2 protein-coding genes are annotated in these 1,230 nt (G+C 63.3%); both read left to right on the top strand.

Annotated elements, in window-relative coordinates; all coding sequences use genetic code 11:
- The coding region (locus I5W_RS30275) for a UvrB/UvrC motif-containing protein (protein ID WP_148289159.1) at positions 1 to 169 on the top strand (169 nt) is incomplete at its 5' end.
- 82 nt (positions 170 to 251) lie between these two features.
- Positions 252 to 1,055 carry a uracil-DNA glycosylase gene (locus I5W_RS20580; protein ID WP_044530626.1) on the top strand — a complete coding sequence of 268 codons (804 nt, stop codon included), beginning with the start codon at positions 252 to 254 and terminating at the stop codon, positions 1,053 to 1,055.
- Positions 1,056 to 1,230: the final 175 nt, after the last annotated feature.

The raw sequence follows: 1,230 nt of genomic DNA, 5'->3' as shown, positions 1-1,230 counted from the left end.
AATCCTGAGCGAAAAGCAGATCAGCAAGGAAATCAAGCGCCTGGAAAAGCAGATGCAGGAACACGCCAAGAACCTGGAGTTCGAAAAGGCGGCCGCCGCACGCGACCAGTTGCACCTGTTGAAGCAGCAGCTCTTCGGCGCGCCCGGCAGCGATACGGCCGTGGCCTGATCAGGGCTGTGGATGGCGTGGTGCGGTGGCGGGCCAGCGCGAGATACAATGCCGCCACTTTATCGATTGCGCGATCTGCCCCATGCCTACTGCCACTGCCTTCCCTGCCCTGCCCGCCTCCCTGCTGGAACTGATCCAGACCGCCCATCCCTCCTGGCACGCCGCCTTGCGCGCCGGCCTGGAGGCGATCCAGCAAGCCGATCCGGCCTACCTCGGCACGCTCGCCCAGGATGATTACCTGCCCACCGAGGGTCGCCTCTTCGCCGCCTTCCAACAGCCGCTGGACCAGGTGCGCTACGTGCTGGTCGGCGAAGGTCCCTACCCGCGGGCGGCCAGTGCCACCGGCGTGTGCTTCATGGATGGCGCAGTGGGTTCGCTGTGGTCCGACAAGGGCTTGTCCAAGCAGGTCAATCGCGCCACCTCCCTGCGCAATTTCATGAAGATGCTGCTGGTGGCCGATGGTCGCCTGCAGGCCGGCAATACCAGCGGCGATGCGCTGGCCGGCATCGCCGCCCAGGCCCAGGCGGACGTGCAAGGCACGATCCAGACCTTGGCTGACCTGCAGGACAATCTCACCGCACAGGGTTTCCTGCTGCTCAATGCCAGCCTGGTGTTTCGCGCCCATGTGGCGCCGCTCAAGGATGCCCGTGCCTGGAAACCCTTCTTCGAGACCGTGCTGCGGGCACTGGCCGAACACGGTCAGGCACAGCACAGGCCGCTACCCACCCTGGTGTTGTGGGGCAAGATCGCCGAACAGTTGCACAGCCTGCCGCTGGTGGAGCAATTCCCGCGGGCGGTGGCCGAGCATCCCTACAACCTGAGCTTCATCGAGCACAGTGGAATGCAGGCACTGTTCGGTGCCATGCAGTTACTGAAGAAGAAATAAAGAAGAAAGTGACCTGAAAAGCGTATCGGCACTGTATCGGTGCTAGCTCCCGGACCGTCCGGCGACTGTCACGGGAGTAGTTCAGAATCTCCTGCCAACCGTCTGGCCAACTGTCTTCAGAACTCTTCCCAATCGTCACCACCGCTGCTCTTGGGGGCGGCCTTGGTCGTCGGCT

The sequence above is a fragment of the Herbaspirillum sp. B65 genome (genome assembly GCF_000333555.1).
Lineage (GTDB): Bacteria > Pseudomonadota > Gammaproteobacteria > Burkholderiales > Burkholderiaceae_D > Herbaspirillum > Herbaspirillum rubrisubalbicans.
This window is presented reverse-complemented; position numbering and strand designations above follow the sequence as displayed.